This is a genomic window from Marixanthomonas ophiurae (genome assembly GCF_003413745.1).
In the GTDB taxonomy this organism is placed as follows: Bacteria; Bacteroidota; Bacteroidia; order Flavobacteriales; family Flavobacteriaceae; genus Marixanthomonas; species Marixanthomonas ophiurae.
Genome location: NZ_QVID01000001.1, coordinates 1982036 through 1997538, shown reverse-complemented (window position 1 = coordinate 1997538; position 15503 = coordinate 1982036). Strand labels below are relative to the sequence as shown.

Sequence of the window (15503 nt, the reverse complement as noted above, 5' to 3'; positions counted from 1 at the left end):
GCTTTCATATTAAAAAGTTATTTGTAAGCCAGTATACCCAGTTCTTGGCTGACTTGGGATAATACCTGGCCCAGGATATCCTGTGGCTCTTCGCACAAAATAGCTGTTATCCAACACATTATTGACCCCAACCTCTAATTGAAACATTTTATAGGTATACGATAGCGATAAATCGAGTATATCATACGCTGGAATTTCACCAACAATACCACTTTGGCTTTCAAAATCACGATCGCTATTAGTGGCATCGGTGAATTGTTTGCTTAAATAGGTGTATTGAAGACTTCCTAAAAAGTTTTTATACCCAAAATTTAAACCTGTCTTCAGATTTACAGCGGGAATGAATTCCACTTCATTACCTTCTACATTTGTCTGTTCAGACTTTGTATATTCTGAATGGGTTAGAGCTAAATTTGAAAATAGATTTAATTTTATATTTTTTTCTTCAGAATAAAACGTATTCCAAATATTCCAATCAATAAATGTTTCTACGCCATAGGTAATAGCGTCTCCAATATTTCCACGGAAACGTTCTTGTTCAATATCGCTTACTTCCCGAAGAATCACCCCTAACCTATCATTATAACCTAAAAAGAATGCACCTAGGTCGTAAGATACATACTTTTCAAATCTACCGCGAACTCCTATGTCTGCAGTAAAACCTTCTTCATCTGTAATATTGGGGTCTACGGTTAATGACGGATTGGTAATACGAATGTCATTAAAAGTGACAGATCGATAATTTTGACTGATGTTTCCATACACTTCAATACTTCTGGAAGGCTTGTAGCTTAGACCAACACCTAATAAAACGAATGATCGGTCGAAGGTTCTATTATCTGGTATCGTTTCATTTAAAATGGGGTTCCCCGCATTATCTAGGTTTATGTTTTTATACGTACCTATACTTTCGGTTTTAATATATTCAAATCGAAAGCCAGGCGTTACAGAAAACGTTTCAGTGAGATTAAAAATATTCTCTCCAAATACAGCCAAGTTTAAGTTCGGAAACTCAAAATCACTTTGGCGTCTGTAATCTGGGAATTCATTTTCAGCAAAACTGAAATTAGCATCGCTGTCATTTGTTCCCGGCCCTTGTTTACTAGTATTTTTAGATTGATAATACTTCCCTCCTATTAAGAATACATTTTCAGTATTAAAAAGGTTGTAATGGGTTAATAGACGAGCTTCGGCGCCCCAATTATTGAAATTTCCCACTATTAATTCTCTTGGCTCTGTAAGATTATCTTGTTGTGAAACCCTATTTTCCCGAAAACCTACTGATTTACGCGAAGCATCTAATGCAAATAAGGTTAAGCTGAAATCTGTCTTTTCTGAAAACGTATGTTCCAACATCAAAGAATACAATTTCCAGTCTACTTCAAACCAGTTTCTAGTTCGGTTACTGAAGGTTGGATCTTCTTCAAACTGTGTATCTGTTAACCCTCCAGGTTGTTGGGCTATATAATATAAGTAACTAAACTCTCCGGTTAGCTTGGTTTTATCGGTAAGTTGATAATCCAAATGTGCGTACCCATTATATGAGTCAAATTGAGAGTTTGGTCTAAAATCGTTTCCTTTTTTGTAGTTGAAATAGGTATAATACCCAAACTTACCTACCTGTCCACTTAAACTATTAAAGCTATTGAAAAGATCATACGAGCCAATTGTTTGCCTAGAAACTAATTCTATTTTTTTATTACGATTTGGCTGTTTTAGTTTGAAGTTAATAAGCCCTCCAAATTGGGTTCCGTACTGTAATGAAGCGGCTCCACGAACCACTTGTATTTCGCGAAGTGCTTCGGCTGGGGGTGTATAGTAACTTTCTGGATACCCCAAAACATCGGCTGAAATGTCGTATCCATTTTGCCGGGTATTGAAGTTTGCGGTTCGGTTGGGGTCTAACCCGCGACCACCAATATTCAATTGCAGTCCCCCATCATTATTTTCGTAAATATTCAGCCCAACCACTTGCGAATAAATTTGACGCGCATTTCCCGTTGCGAGGTTAGCCGTTAAGTTATCCACTTGAATCACTTCACTCTTTTTTCCGGCATAGATAGCGGTACCTTCAACCGGGCGTAATTGTTTTAAAGCAAAAACCCTATCTCTTTGCTTTTTTATAACCACTTCAGAAAGGGTTTCCCCTAAAGGCTCTAATTGAAAGTCTAGATTAGTATCTTCAGAAACTTCAACCGTTTTTTCCAATAATTGATATTCATAGGTAAACACCACAAAATAGTGAGTGCCGGACGGTACGTCATTAAACTGAAACATTCCATTTTCGTCTGTTTTAGTTTCGTCTCCTGTGTTAGAAATAAATACTTCAGCATTAGATATCACTGTATTATCTACTCCAGAAACTACTTTCCCTGAAACCGTATATTGCGCTTCAACTGCTATAGTTGTTAATAAAGCGATTAATGCTACTAGCGTTGTTTTAAAATTATAGTCCTTTAATATCATCGTTAAATTCTAAAATCCAAGTTTTGTGTCTAAATGATTCTTTTTCTTGTAATAAATTGACCGTAGGGTCGATAAACGGCTGACTGAGTCTTCCATTGAGTGCTACATAGCTTTCTACATACACTTCAAGGTTTTTATGTCCTTGTGATGCAAAATGATCTCCTAAAAAATGGGCGTATTCTAAAATGAAATCGGGCTGAAAACTCATTTGCTTTTCTTGAAATGTATTTAAAAAGTCGCTATTATCAACGTGAAATTGTTTTCCGCTAACACTGTCTTTTACTTTAAACTGAGCATATCCGGCTTTCTCCATCAACATAACCCGCCAAGAGAATCGATAGCCTTCTTCGGTCCAAAACAGTTCGTCCGGATATGCTAAATACCGCCACGGAAAGACCAGTTGTACTACTATAAATACGGCAATGACAATCCTTGATACGTTTTTCTTCTTTTTAAAAAATACTGTTTTAATCTCCTTATCTATTTCAGCTTTATTAATCTTAACTATTTTTGATATAAACTGAAGTATTTTATGATGGACCGAGGCATCAAAGAATATTAATGCACTTACAATCATAATATACGGGAACATCCCAATAGGGAATAATACGCGTGTGAGTACATGAAAAATAATTACTACAATAAAAGCAAACCAGCGCGTACGCCTATATACTAACAAAAACGGAATTGCTAAATCATACAAAGCACCACTCCAACTAAAGGCGTAATGTACCCATTCTTGCTGCATAAGATTTCCCAAGAAAGGAATATCGTACTTTGAGGGTAGCCATATTTTAAGTGGCATGGCTTTTAGTAACCAATCGCTGTTTAATTTTGCCAACCCAGCATATAAATATACTACAGCAAGCATCAATTTTATTGAATCTATCGTCCAATTTGGAACATAGAAAGAAGCTTTTTTAAGGTTTTTGGCGTCAAACGAAAAATAACTGTTAGCTGGTAAAAAGATCATTAAAAAGCTTACGCAACTTATAAAGTAATAATGGTTTAAGTAGGTGGTTTTATCCATTAACTCAATGTAGGTAAAGCTTAAAAAGAAAGCTATAATAGCAATTCTATATTTAAAGCCCACAGCAACCAGTAACGCAGAGAGTGCACAAACAGCAAATAAAACATAGGTGAAATCCCCTAATGGCTGTACCCACTCAAAACCGTAATATGAAAAATGAAACTTAGGCGTTATGTATAGTTTTTCAATCCACCCATTTGCCCAGAACCGGATGATACTCACAAACATCATGACACCAAAAAAAACACGAAAGACCGCAAGAGGTGCGGCCTGTGTTTGTTTCGTGAAATATGTTTTTAATGTTGTGCTCATTCATTAATCGCCATCGGCGTCTACGTAATCAACACTAATATCCATTGCTTGCAGCATATCAACTTTTAATAAAATTACATTTCGTTGTAATTCATTATAAGCAGTCAGCATTTTTGAATTATCGTTTTCTATTTGAAGTGAAAAATTAGTATTTAATCCTTCTAACTTACTTTTTGAAGTCTCAAATTGAGCAGTGATTAAGTTACCTAAATTTTCTCCGTTTTTAATCGTGTTTAAATAGGCTAAATAGGTTTTAAAGCTCTCACCATTCGAAGTACCATCAAACTTTTTTCCTTCAAAGAAATTTTGTGATGCTTCTAAGGCTTCTAAGGCTAATATTTTTGAAATATCTTCTTTATAAAAAGCTTCTACTTTTTCAGGAAGTGGGTCGTTAGAAAACACTCCTGCTGGAATCCCTACTTTCCCAGCTCTAAGCGCTTTTTCATAATAAAAAACATAGTCATTTGCTAATTTATCTACCGATCCTGATGCAGACGAACTGGTGTTATTTACAAACGTATCTCTGTACCCATTATTCCAGTCATTTAAAACCGTTTCGGTTAAGGTTGAAATGGTTTCGGCTAAGGTGTTTAAATACGCTTTATAATTCTCAGCGTTTTCATTGGTAGTATAAAAAGTAATAATTTCTTCATCTGAAGAAGCTAAGCCATTTATTAGGTAATCCATCGCTGGAAACCCTTGCGCATCTATTGTTGAAGGCAATGAAAAATCGTAGTTTCCATCAGCAATTAATCCATCAATTTCTGAAGCATTGGTAGGGTATACATTTACACGGTTGCGATAATTAAGGGCTTCAGCTTTACCTATTTCAAACATAGAAACATGTTGAAAAGCAAGATAAGCTTCAATCCAAGTTTCGCGCAATTGCTGTAGAGCTCCAACTGTAGGATTTTCTGTAAAAGTAGTTGTCGCTGTAACTAAGCTATTTGTTTCTGTATTAAAAGCAGCATATGAAAGCACAATAATATTATCGGCCCAGTTAACTAATAAAGCCTGACGGTCAAAACTATCGTTGGTTTCTTCTTCTGGCTTTGTGCTATCATCGCTAGAACACGCTACTAAAACAAGAATAAAACTTAGACTAAATAGTGCTTTTTTTATCATCTTTTTCTTTTTCATTTTTCGGTTTGCAAAAATAGCAAAAACAATCGGCTTAATATATAAACCGATTGTTTTGCTTTTAATAACCTTTTAGTTTGCAGCTTGTTCTACAGTAAAGTCAAAAGCTGTTGCTATTGTTGCTGAAATACTATCTAATGTTTCAGGAGTTACATCCCAAAAACCGTTTCCTTCTAACAGTTGAGTTTTAAACGTTTCTAATTCAGAAGGAGAAACGTAAGGCGCTCCTGTATTTGGGTTATTTGTAAAACGAAGGCTGTACATAAAGCCAAACCCTTCAGAAAGATCGTGAAAAGCCGCGCCCATATTATTATCTGCTAATGCTTGCTTTCCAGCCTGTAAATAGTGAACCGCGCGCACTGCAATAATTGTCGAAACACCTTCTTTTATAATAGTAACTTGCTCATCTCTTAATTCATAATCGCCTGCTACGATTGCGGCACGACCTGTTTTAAAAGCTTCAAAAATATTTTGTGCTACCCCAGCAAAGTCATCATCACTGTTAACTACACCTAAATAATTGAACAATAAATGGTCATCGCTTACACCCAAAACACTATTAGGGTCTGCAACTGGAATGGAAGGATCTCCATACAAGTACCCGTAAGCCTCGTCCCATTTGTGCTCCATAGTTGTATAGTTACTATCCCCATCAAGCACCTCATTTTCATTGTCCTCACGGTTTGAAGCTTCGTCCAAAACAGCTGTTGATAAGTAGTTGTTTAATATTTGGTCTGCCAATAGAGCTCCCATCATGCCTTTTGCAAAAGCTTGGTTTAATTCCAACCCTTTACCAGTAACATATCTTGCAGAAGAACCATCTGCAATTTGACCTGCAACGCCTGTTGTTGCTACAGTATTTTCATTTGGAAAGACTTCATCTACCTGTCGTGAAATATATGATTCAAAATCAGCTTTTATTTCTGCACTTTCTGCAACGTTTGCTGAAAAGTAATCAACTGAAGCCGCTATTTTGCTTTTTATATTTTTTCCAGAAGCATTTAATGCTGAATTATCAAAATCGTTAGCACCTTCCACATGAGCAAACATATTTAAAAGAGATTCTTTGGTTGCTGAATCAAAATCTTTAAAAGATCCTATTAACTCTGCTGACATTTGTAAGCGGGTAGTTTGCCCAGGATACTGAACTGTAGTTTCTCCTCCTCTTTCGAACACATAATTTGTAGGAACTTCAATATCTTGTTGAATATCACCAGCTTCATCATCAGATGAACATGAAGCCAATACAAGACTCATAATAATTGCGGAATACAATAATTTTTTCATTGGGTTTTATTTAGACTTGTTATAAATAATTGGTTTTTCAGAATGCAAATATAAAAGGGAGAAAGTATTCTGACAACTTTATTTAGATTAAATTTAAATAAAAACTTGTAAATCAAATTGCAAGCTTAAGATCAATTACTTAGAAGAAACTTGTAATTGATTTTTATATTGAAGACGGACTAATCCAGCCCATTGAAGAATTAATTTTTGTTCCTGTTCAGTTAAATCTCCGTGAATCCATGTATATGAGTCTAGAGGCATCTCCCCTTCTTCTATCATTTCGACCAACTCTTCCATTTTATGGTCTTTTTTCTTAATGGAATAAGAGTCCCAAGCAGAAGCATTAAAATGTCCTTTCCCGTGTTCAATATGCTCATCTAACCAAAGTGAAAAGGGAGCTATTTCAGAATACCAAGGATATTGAGTTTGATCGCTATGGCAATCGTAACAATTTTCTTTTAATAATAAAGCCACTTCGGCTGAAGGCTTTGTTTCTTTTTCAAAAAAAGCGATACTTTCATAGCCTCCTTTATTTTTTTCAGGACGAATAAATTGAATGATTACTAGGGCAACTAATAATACAATAAGAATGTACTTAACTATTTTCATGGGCTATAAAAATTAAGCCGTAAAACTAAGAAATTATTTAGAACAATTCTTTATAAGATTTGCAAAAATTTAGAAGTATGCAGTTAAATAGATTTTAAATAACTAATCAAAGATTTTCTGATATCGAAAGCTAGTTCATTTTCCTCAGGTTCATATATTTTTACAATACCACTGTTGTTTCTAGTTAAAAATGGGATATCCAACCCTTTTAAAAGAAAATCGCTCAAAGCAATTGTATATGTCTTTTTGTAATTAATAGGTTTTCCACCAATCAACCAGTTTCCTGAAGCGCTTTGAGAAATTTTATAGCGTTGTAAATAGGCCCCTTTTCCGCGTTGTGATTTTCCGAAGTCTAATATTTCTTTCAGCAATTCTCCTTTCATATCTACTTTTAAAACGCTGCCTCCAAAAGGCAAGACTCTAAAAATATCAACACTAGTCAATTTACCAGAAAGCATATCGTCCACCCTAAAAGAACCTCCATTAACCAATGCTGCATCTACTTTATAATTGTAGGAAAAGGCCATAGCTTCGGTCACTTTATCACCTAAATTGGTTTGTATGCTTCTGTTTGCACTATCTGTTCCGTCCAAGGGTGTCTTTGGTGTGTAAATTACTTCATTGGTATTAGGCACTACTTTTGAAAGTTCTGAATCCAATACTTCGTTCCACTTTTTTACTACTCTATCTACATTGGCTTGTAGCGGAACTTTTTCATCTAAATACATAATCTTCGAGTTTACATATAAAACCTGAGTACGTAAATTATATACCAGTGTATGTATGTACATGGAAATAGCATTAGCATCAGCTTTAGCGATAACGGTATTTCCTTGCCGTTCTAAATTACTTACATGTTCGTGACCACCCATTATTAAAGGTATTTCAGGTAGCTCTTTTGCTAATTCATGATCTTGATCTATTGTTAAGTGGGTTAACCCGATTACAAAATCTACTTTTGGGTACACCAAATCGTAGGCGCGGAGGGCTTCCTTATAAATATTCCCGTATTGTACGTATTCCTTGGGATTAGAGTCCAGTGTTAATCCTATAAAGCCAAAATCTACTTCATTGCCAAGAGAATCCCTAACTGCAATAGTTTTATAATCTGAAATGGGCTCTCCCCCCATTTCAAGTTTAGTTTGAAATCGGCTTTTTGTACCATTTGGAAGTACGTGACGTACGTTCGATGAAACCCACGGAAACGTGGATTCATTTAGGCGTTCTTGCAGCTCTTCTTCTGTAAGGTCAAATTCATGATTTCCAAAAGTTACCAAGTCAAACTCCATGGCATTCATCACTTCAATCATTTGCTTACCCTTAATTCGCTCACCATCTTTTTTTAAATTCCCCAATAAAGATGGATTCAAAAAATCACCCGCCATAAACAAAAAGGTGTTGGGGTTTCGTTCCTTTATGGAGTCCCTAACATAAGCAACACGTGCCATTCCTCCGTATTTACCACCTTGTAATGGTGCTATTTCATAAACATCATTAACCTGTAAAAACTTAATGGTTACAATACCCTTTCCATAAAAAGGTTCTTCGGGTATAGGCTCCATGAGCGTACAACCATAAAATAAGAATAATGCAAAAACCGGTAGTAAAAGTATTCGTCGTTTCATCTTAATGATATTTACTGAATATTTTAGTTGCTTCGTTATGAGCACTTTCAAATGCCATTGGATTTACATTACAATCAGTTTTTACAGTAGTAAAATAACTTAACATCTTCTCAGTCGGCATATTTCCTGTTAATTCATCTTTTGCCATAGGACATCCTCCAAAGCCCTGTATAGCACCGTCAAACCTAAAACAACCGGCTTTGTATGCAGCATCTATTTTTTCATGCCACAACGCGGGGGTTGTATGTAAATGAGCTCCAAACTCAATATGGGGATAATGGGGAATTAAATTTGAAAACAAATAGTCAATGATATCGGGCGTTGAGGAGCCTACCGTATCGCTTAATGATAAAATTTTAACACCCATGGCCGATAGTTTTTCGGTCCAATCTGCTACAATCTCAACATTCCAAGGGTCTCCGTAGGGATTACCGAAACCCATTGATAAATAAGCAACTACTTGTTTATCGTTTGCATTAGCCAAATTAAGAATTTCTTTCAAAATATCAAGGGATTGTGCAATAGTTTTATGGGTATTTCGCATTTGGAAGTTTTCCGAAATGGAAAAAGGATAACCTAAATAGTCAATTTCTGGGTGTTTTACAGCGTCTTTTGCTCCTCGCACATTGGCTACAATTGACAATAATTTACTATCAGTTTTAGACAGGTCTAACTTCGAGAGTACTTCGGCCGTATCTTTCATTTGTGGGATTGCCTTGGGCGAAACGAAACTCCCGAAGTCTATGGTATCAAAGCCACACCGCAATAGTGACTGTATATATTGAACCTTACTTTGAGTTGGCACCCAATCCTTTATCCCTTGCATTGCGTCTCTAGGACACTCTATTAGTTTAATTTTTTGCATTACCTCAAAGATACTAGATTTTAAAATGCAATCTCAAGCTTTTTATAATTCTGACTACGGAATTAAAATAAAAACGGCTATACCGATAAAAACCACTATCTGTAACCATTTTAAAACAATACCAACTGATTTATGCTTCAATATATAAGATGAAATACTACCTGCTAGAAATGCTATTAATCCGAAAACCAAAAATGAAATTACCATAAAAATAATACCTAAAATATAAAATTGACTCACGGTATTTTCAGTTTCATTCCAAAGAAAAGCTGGAAAGAAAGCTAAGAAGAAGATCATTACTTTAGGGTTTACCAAATTCATGATAACACCCTGTTTAAAAAGTTGAGCATTTGTTTTTATTAGCGTTCTATTTATTTTTCCTTCTGAAGTAATAGGAACGGCAATTGATGCATCACTTTTAAAAACAACATAAGCTAAATACAATAAATATAGAGCACCTAGCACCTTAACTCCATAAAATAAAGCTGGGGAGGCTGTAATGATTGCTGAAAGACCAAAGGCTAAAAAAGTAGTATGCACAATACAACCTGTAACCAATCCCGCAGTAGTAGCAATTCCGCTTTTTACTCCATTAACCAACGATTGCGTCAACACATAGATATTATCTGGTCCTGGTGAAAATGCCAAAGCCATGGTAGCTAATGCAAAAGATAGTAGGTTTTCTGTCATACAAGTTATTGCTCTAAAACAGCCTTATTTATAGCTGTAATCAATTGTGGGCCTTCATAAATAAAACCAGTGTATAACTGTACCAAGCTTGCACCAGCTTCTAGTTTTTCCAAAGCATCTTCAGGGCTATGGATCCCTCCTACTCCAATTATTGGAAAGGCTTTATTGCTTTTTTCTGAAAGAAACCGAATCACTTCAGTAGAGCGGTTTGTTAATGGTTTACCGCTTAAGCCTCCCTTTTCAGTTTTATTTTCTGAAACAAGACCTTTTCTTGAAATAGTCGTATTGGTGGCAATAATCCCATCTATTTTTGTTTCTGAAACAATGTCAATAATATCCAACAATTGCCCGTCTGTCAAATCTGGGGCTATTTTCAGAAGTATTGGCTTGATTTCGACTCCGCTCAGCCTAAAGAATTCTTCTCTTTTTAAAACGAGTGTTTTAAGTAGTTTTGTCAACGGTTCTTTATCTTGTAATGCTCTTAAATTTGGCGTGTTTGGTGAACTTACATTTACTACAAAATAATCTACATAATCAAATAAAGCCTCAAAGCAAGTTACATAATCATTAACTGCATTTTCATTAGGCGTGACCTTGTTTTTACCAATGTTTCCGCCGATAAGTACATGACTTCTCTCAGCAACAGGGGTATTCTTTTTTAGTCGTTCTACAGCTTCTTTTACGCCACCATTATTAAACCCCATTCTATTAATAATTGCGTTATCATCCTTTAGACGGAACAACCTTTTTTTAGGATTTCCTGGTTGGGGTTTTGGCGTAACGGTACCTATTTCAATAAACCCAAAGCCTAAATTTGAAAGTTCCTTGTACAATTTAGCATCTTTGTCAAAGCCAGCTGCTAATCCCACTGGATTAGGAAATTTAAGTCCGAAAACCTCCCGCTCCAATCGTTTATCATTTACTTTATATATACTTTGGAAAATACTCCCAAACCCTATTTTATGTAGTAAGCGAATCATTTTAAATGTAAAGTGGTGTACTTTTTCGGGATCAGATTGAAAAAGAATGGGACGGATTATAGATTTGTACATAGATAAAAGGATATGTGGCAAAAATAGCAAGAAAGAATGTAATGGTTATTTTGATTATGCTTTAATTTGTAAAGCAAAAAAGAAAAATTATGATAGATAAACAACACCTTATTGATCGCTTTTTCAGCTACGTTACTGTTGATACGGAAAGTGATCCGGAAAGTGACAGCACTCCTAGCACCGAAAAACAATGGAACCTTGCTAACGCTTTGTTTGCCGAACTAAAACGAATTGGCTTAGAAGACGTTACCATAGACGATAACGCCTATATTATGGCAACCCTACCTTCAAACGTGGATCACGAAGTTCCTACTATCGGGTTTGTATCACATTTTGACACATCACCAGACTTTACTGGTGCCAATGTAAATCCGCAGATCGTTGAAAATTATGATGGAAAGGATATCGTCTTAAACGCTGATAAGGATATAGTACTCTCTCCAGATGAATTTGATGATCTTTTACTTTATAAAGGGCAAACGCTAATCACTACAGATGGTACTACCTTATTAGGGGCAGACGATAAAGCGGGAGTTGCTGAAATTGTTTCGGCTATGGAGTATTTAGTAAATCATCCCGAAATAAAACACGGAAAAATACGAATAGGTTTTACTCCTGATGAAGAAATTGGTCGTGGTGCCCACAAATTTGATGTAGAAAAATTTGGTGCCGAATGGGCATATACCATGGACGGCAGCCAAATTGGCGAGTTGGAATATGAAAACTTCAATGCAGCTGGAGCCGTTGTAACTGTTAAAGGTAAAATTGTACATCCAGGAACAGCCAAGGGAAAAATGATCAATAGCATGTACATTGCTACAGATTATATTAATTCCTTACCTAGAATGGAAACACCAGAACATACTGACGGTCGCGAAGGTTTTTTCCACCTGCAAAGTGTAAATGGAGAAGTGGACGGCACCAAGCTACAATATATTATACGAGATCACGATAAAGACCATTTTGAAGCTCGAAAAGAAATGATGGTTAAATTAGCAGATGAAATCAACGCACAGCACGAAAAAGAATTGATTACAATTGAAATAAAAGATCAATACTTTAATATGCGTGAAAAAATTGAACCTGTAATGCATATCGTTGATCTTGCCGAAGAAGCAATGAAGAAAGCAGATATCAAACCTATTATTAAACCTATTAGAGGTGGTACAGATGGTTCTCAATTAAGTTTTATGGGCTTGCCTTGCCCCAATATTTTTGCTGGCGGACACAACTTTCACGGTCGTTATGAATATGTACCGTTAGAGAATATGCAAAAGGCTATAGAAGTAATTGTAAACATTGCTCAATTGCTAGCAGAAAAAGAAGCATAAATAAGCTAATCCTTACAAACAAAAAAACCGCAATATTTAAAAATATTGCGGTTTTTTAATTCTGTTAAAATAAAACTATTTCTTTTCCTTTTTAGCAGGAGTCTTGGGAGCGTTCATCTTTTCGCTCATTTCCATAGAAAGAGCAGAACGTTCAAATTTCATTTTACCGGCACCGGTTTCGATAATACAGGTACCATCGTCATTTAAATCTAAAATTTTACCGTGCATCCCGCTTTTGGTGATTACTTTATCCCCTTTTTTAATTTCTTTAGCAAACTTTTTTTCTTGCTTTTGCTTTTTCATTTGCGGACGTATTAAAAAAAGATACATCACAGCAAACAATAAGATAATAGGAAGAAAGCCTTGAATTTGTTCCATAAAAATAGTCTATTCTTTTAATTTATAAATTAGCTCGTTTTAAGCATGTTTTGACCTTCATTAGCTCCGTTTTTAGGCGTTACAAAGGCTTTAATTTTTAAGGTCTCTTTTCCTTTTTCTGTATTAGCAACAATAGTTACAGTTTTGCTCACTTGATTAACTCCACTACCATCATATTTAACTAAAAGCTTTCCGTCTTCACCCGGTGCTATCGCTTCTTTTGAATATTCTGGCACAGTACAACCACAGCTACTAGTAGCATTAACAATTACTAAAGGAGCATCGCCAGTGTTAGTGAATTTAAATTCGTGTTCTACTTTCTCACCCTTGGCAATAGTTCCGAAGTCATATTCTGTTTTTTCAAATTTCATGACCGGAAATTTAGATGCGTCTGCATCACGGTCTGCAGCTGCTGCTACATTTTCTTCATTTACTTTATCTGAAGCTTTTTCTTTACACGATGTAAATGCAAAAGCAGATAATACAGCTAAAATTAAAATCGATTTTTTCATAGTATATATATTTTATGTTTAAGCGCCGCTAAAATACTTATTTTTTTACTTCTATTGAAGGCCTCGGCCTAATTTATTCAGTTTACCTTCTTTTGTATATTCTTTTACAAGCTTATCCAATATTCCGTTAATAAAGCTACTACTTTTAGGCGTTGAGTATTCTTTTGATATCTCAAGACATTCGTTTATAGTAGCACGTTCTGGAATAGAAGGGAAATACAGAAATTCTGAAATACCAATTTTAAGAATAATCATATCAATATGCGCAATACGATCTTTATCCCAATTTGGTGTTTTGCCATCTATTTCATTATCCAGTTTTTCATTGTTCAGTATTACTTTCCGAAGCAATTGTAGAGCAAACTCACGGTCATCGTCATTTTTATACAAAGATGGAACCAAAATAGTAGCTACATTTTTTTCTGAAATTTTAGAAAGCATTTTTACCATTGCAGTATTTACCAATGGAAAATCGTCCAACCACGTTAAGCGTTTATCTTCCAAGTAGTCGTAAAGCTTTTCGTCAGGAGCTACTACTTCTTTATAAAACTTAACAATAAAATCCCTATCCTCTTTAAATGAAACCTCCTTTTTGGAAATATACTCTTGATAAAAATCCTTCTCTTTTAATGCATTGAATATAATATTGATATATTCATTGTCATCTTGCCAATAATTCAGTTTTTTATTCTTCAGTATTTCAGCAAGATTTGGATTTGCTTCAATAAGCTGAATTACTTTATTATCAACAAAGTTTCGATTCGGATTTTTCTCTTCGGCTGTTGCCAAATGTTTTTGTTGTGATTTCTGAAGAAAATTTTCAGCGTGATCCTTTACTTCAACCATTAATTGAAGCAGCAAAACATACAAGTCTTGCATTTGATCCATGCTGTACAATAGAAATTTTTCCTGCTTGTCAAGGTCTTGATGTTCGCTTTGAAAAAAAGCGTAAGTTGACTGTAAAACTTTGACCCTAATATGTCTTCTTGTGAGCATATTTTAAAATAAAGAACATTTATAAATAAACAACGCACAAGCTTTTTCTTGTGCGTTGCAAATATACTATTTTAATATAGTTAAAAACTACATTTTCTCTTTTCTTGCCGCTATTCTAGCGTTTGCCATATCAAAGGCAGCCTGATGTGTAGTAACATCTTTACTCTCAGCATTCTTTAATATTTCGAGTGTCGTGTTAAAGATGTTTTCCGTCTTACGGATTATCTCTTGACGACCATAGTTTTCCAACTCGGCATATACATTTATAATTCCACCGGCATTAATTAAAAAATCAGGGGCATAAACGATACCTTTTTCACGTAATTGTAAACCGTGTTTTTGCTCTTCGGCTAACTGGTTGTTAGCTGCTCCTGCAATCACTTTAGCCTTAAGCTGGTTTATGGTTTGGTCGTTTATAGTTGCTCCAAGGGCACACGGTGCATAAATATCCATTTCTTCTGCATAGATATTATCGCCTTCATAGATAGTTGCGCTATACTTATCACGAACTTCTTCCAAACGTTCTTGATTAATATCTGTAATATACACTTTAGCTCCCTCGTTAGTAAGGTTTTCCACCAAAGCTTCTCCTACATTTCCAATTCCTTGAACATATACTACACGATCTTCTAATATGTCGGTTCCAAAAGCATACTTTGCAGCTGCTTTCATACCCATAAACACACCATAAGCTGTAATAGGAGATGGATTTCCTGCTCCACCTAATGTTTCAGAAATACCTGTAACATAAGGTGTCACTGAGCGTACAAGATCCATATCGCCTGTTGTCATTCCAATATCTTCCGCTGTTATATACTTTCCACTTAATGAATGAACAAACTCACCAAAGCGTTTCATTAGTTCTGGTGTTTTTTGCGTTTTAGCATCACCAATAATCACAGCTTTTCCTCCACCTAAGTTTAACCCAGTAATAGCAGATTTAAAAGTCATACCTCGAGATAGGCGAAGCACGTCATTCAAGGCTTCCCATTCACTCGTGTATTGCCACATTCTGGTACCTCCAAGTGCAGGTCCTAAAACCGTATTGTGGATACCAATTATTGCTTTTAATCCTGTATCTTTGTCGTTGCAAAAAACGATTTGCTCGTGATTGTCGAAAGACATTTGCCCGAAAACAGGGTCTACTTTTTGAAGTTCATTTGTATTTAATACTTCAGTCACCATAATATTTTTGTTTTTTATGCATCCC

The 15503-nt window shown here is 35.4% G+C and carries 14 protein-coding genes; 1 reads left to right on the top strand and 13 read right to left on the bottom strand.

Annotated features, from left to right (window positions below; all coding sequences use genetic code 11):
* Window positions 1-9 precede the first annotated feature (9 nt).
* The 9 genes from DZ858_RS09175 to DZ858_RS09135 form a co-directional block, all read right to left on the bottom strand.
* The gene (locus tag DZ858_RS09175) at window positions 10-2466 is read right to left on the bottom strand and encodes a TonB-dependent receptor (protein ID WP_117159254.1); all 2457 of its coding nucleotides are present in this window, start codon (window positions 2464-2466) and stop codon (window positions 10-12) included.
* Entirely contained in the window at window positions 2447-3808 is a 1362-nt protein-coding gene (locus tag DZ858_RS09170) for an HTTM domain-containing protein (protein WP_117159253.1), read from the bottom strand. Before DZ858_RS09170 ends, DZ858_RS09175 begins: the two co-directional genes overlap by 20 nt.
* Before the next feature lie 3 nt (window positions 3809-3811).
* Window positions 3812-4948, bottom strand: coding sequence for an imelysin family protein (locus tag DZ858_RS09165; protein ID WP_117159252.1), 1137 nt, complete (start codon window positions 4946-4948; stop codon window positions 3812-3814).
* Between the two features lie 72 nt (window positions 4949-5020).
* A complete protein-coding gene (locus DZ858_RS09160; RefSeq protein ID WP_117159251.1) occupies window positions 5021-6235 on the bottom strand; it encodes a DUF4856 domain-containing protein in 1215 nt (404 codons plus the stop codon).
* Between the two features lie 135 nt (window positions 6236-6370).
* Window positions 6371-6844: a heme-binding domain-containing protein gene (locus tag DZ858_RS09155; RefSeq protein ID WP_117159250.1), complete on the bottom strand. Its 474-nt coding sequence runs from the start codon at window positions 6842-6844 to the stop codon at window positions 6371-6373.
* 83 nt (window positions 6845-6927) lie between these two features.
* On the bottom strand, window positions 6928-8469 hold the full coding sequence (locus DZ858_RS09150; protein WP_117159249.1) for a bifunctional metallophosphatase/5'-nucleotidase: 1542 nt from the start codon (window positions 8467-8469) through the stop codon (window positions 6928-6930).
* Window position 8470: 1 nt separating this feature from the next.
* A complete protein-coding gene (locus DZ858_RS09145; protein ID WP_117159248.1) occupies window positions 8471-9334 on the bottom strand; it encodes a hydroxymethylglutaryl-CoA lyase in 864 nt (287 codons plus the stop codon).
* 54 nt (window positions 9335-9388) lie between these two features.
* Complete coding sequence (locus DZ858_RS09140; RefSeq protein ID WP_117159247.1) at window positions 9389-10024, bottom strand: LysE family translocator; 636 nt, start codon at window positions 10022-10024, stop codon at window positions 9389-9391.
* A 5-nt stretch (window positions 10025-10029) separates the two neighbouring features.
* Window positions 10030-11076 (bottom strand): quinone-dependent dihydroorotate dehydrogenase, encoded by a 1047-nt coding sequence (locus DZ858_RS09135; protein ID WP_117159246.1) that lies wholly within the window; start codon window positions 11074-11076, stop codon window positions 10030-10032.
* A gap of 89 nt (window positions 11077-11165) precedes the next feature.
* On the opposite strand from DZ858_RS09135, the gene pepT reads away from it, so the two are divergent.
* Window positions 11166-12407, top strand: coding sequence for a peptidase T (gene pepT / locus DZ858_RS09130; RefSeq protein WP_117159245.1), 1242 nt, complete (start codon window positions 11166-11168; stop codon window positions 12405-12407).
* 75 nt (window positions 12408-12482) lie between these two features.
* Here pepT and yajC read toward each other — a convergent pair whose 3' ends face one another.
* The 4 genes from yajC to DZ858_RS09110 form a co-directional block, all read right to left on the bottom strand.
* A complete protein-coding gene (yajC, locus tag DZ858_RS09125; protein ID WP_117159244.1) occupies window positions 12483-12785 on the bottom strand; it encodes a preprotein translocase subunit YajC in 303 nt (100 codons plus the stop codon).
* Window positions 12786-12814: 29 nt separating this feature from the next.
* The gene (locus DZ858_RS09120; protein ID WP_117159243.1) at window positions 12815-13297 is read right to left on the bottom strand and encodes a DUF1573 domain-containing protein; all 483 of its coding nucleotides are present in this window, start codon (window positions 13295-13297) and stop codon (window positions 12815-12817) included.
* A gap of 51 nt (window positions 13298-13348) precedes the next feature.
* Entirely contained in the window at window positions 13349-14293 is a 945-nt protein-coding gene (gene nusB / locus DZ858_RS09115; RefSeq protein WP_117159242.1) for a transcription antitermination factor NusB, read from the bottom strand.
* A gap of 87 nt (window positions 14294-14380) precedes the next feature.
* Window positions 14381-15478: a Glu/Leu/Phe/Val family dehydrogenase gene (locus tag DZ858_RS09110; RefSeq protein ID WP_117159241.1), complete on the bottom strand. Its 1098-nt coding sequence runs from the start codon at window positions 15476-15478 to the stop codon at window positions 14381-14383.
* Window positions 15479-15503 lie beyond the last annotated feature (25 nt).

Excerpts from the sequence above, each read along its gene's own strand:
- DZ858_RS09155 (WP_117159250.1), bottom strand. The coding sequence starts at position 6,844 with ATGAAAATAGTTAAGTACATTCTTATTGTATTATTAGTTGCCCTAGTA.
- DZ858_RS09165 (WP_117159252.1), bottom strand. The coding sequence starts at position 4,948 with ATGAAAAAGAAAAAGATGATAAAAAAAGCACTATTTAGTCTAAGTTTT.
- DZ858_RS09110 (WP_117159241.1), bottom strand. The coding sequence starts at position 15,478 with ATGGTGACTGAAGTATTAAATACAAATGAACTTCAAAAAGTAGACCCT.
- nusB (WP_117159242.1), bottom strand. The coding sequence starts at position 14,293 with ATGCTCACAAGAAGACATATTAGGGTCAAAGTTTTACAGTCAACTTAC.
- yajC (WP_117159244.1), bottom strand. The coding sequence starts at position 12,785 with ATGGAACAAATTCAAGGCTTTCTTCCTATTATCTTATTGTTTGCTGTG.
- DZ858_RS09135 (WP_117159246.1), bottom strand. The coding sequence starts at position 11,076 with ATGTACAAATCTATAATCCGTCCCATTCTTTTTCAATCTGATCCCGAA.
- DZ858_RS09150 (WP_117159249.1), bottom strand. The coding sequence starts at position 8,469 with ATGAAACGACGAATACTTTTACTACCGGTTTTTGCATTATTCTTATTT.
- DZ858_RS09175 (WP_117159254.1), bottom strand. The coding sequence starts at position 2,466 with ATGATATTAAAGGACTATAATTTTAAAACAACGCTAGTAGCATTAATC.
- DZ858_RS09120 (WP_117159243.1), bottom strand. The coding sequence starts at position 13,297 with ATGAAAAAATCGATTTTAATTTTAGCTGTATTATCTGCTTTTGCATTT.
- DZ858_RS09160 (WP_117159251.1), bottom strand. The coding sequence starts at position 6,235 with ATGAAAAAATTATTGTATTCCGCAATTATTATGAGTCTTGTATTGGCT.
- pepT (WP_117159245.1), top strand. The coding sequence starts at position 11,166 with ATGATAGATAAACAACACCTTATTGATCGCTTTTTCAGCTACGTTACT.
- DZ858_RS09145 (WP_117159248.1), bottom strand. The coding sequence starts at position 9,334 with ATGCAAAAAATTAAACTAATAGAGTGTCCTAGAGACGCAATGCAAGGG.
- DZ858_RS09140 (WP_117159247.1), bottom strand. The coding sequence starts at position 10,024 with ATGACAGAAAACCTACTATCTTTTGCATTAGCTACCATGGCTTTGGCA.
- DZ858_RS09170 (WP_117159253.1), bottom strand. The coding sequence starts at position 3,808 with ATGAGCACAACATTAAAAACATATTTCACGAAACAAACACAGGCCGCA.